This is a genomic window from Affinundibacterium nitidum (assembly GCF_014284155.1).
GTDB lineage: Bacteria > Pseudomonadota > Gammaproteobacteria > Burkholderiales > Burkholderiaceae_D > Undibacterium > Undibacterium nitidum.
The window spans coordinates 1-255 of the sequence record NZ_JACOFZ010000063.1 but is presented as its reverse complement, the minus strand read 5'-3'; the positions used below and the strand labels follow the sequence as shown (position 1 = coordinate 255).

At 49.0% G+C, this 255-nt stretch carries 1 protein-coding gene; it reads right to left on the bottom strand.

What is annotated here, in order from left to right; all coding sequences use genetic code 11:
- Positions 1-255, bottom strand: a 255-nt coding sequence (locus H8K36_RS19780) for a hypothetical protein (RefSeq protein ID WP_186918095.1), incomplete at both ends; no start/stop codon positions are given.

Here is a 255-nt window from a genome sequence, read left to right as displayed (position 1 = left end):
GGTGTTACCGTCACCGCCGTAGGGGTGGTGCTTGTATTACTCAAGCTCACCGTAAAATCTAAATTTCCACCTTCACTGACGCTCGGACTTGATACACCTGTGATCAAAGGACGATCATCATCGCCACCAGGGCCTGGAACATCATCACGGATCGTCGTCGTTACACTACTTGTGGCAATTGTAGCGTTCGTTGCTGCCGTTAAATTGACCTGATAGGTTTCTGCACCTTCGTAGACTGCTGGAGTGTCATTACTA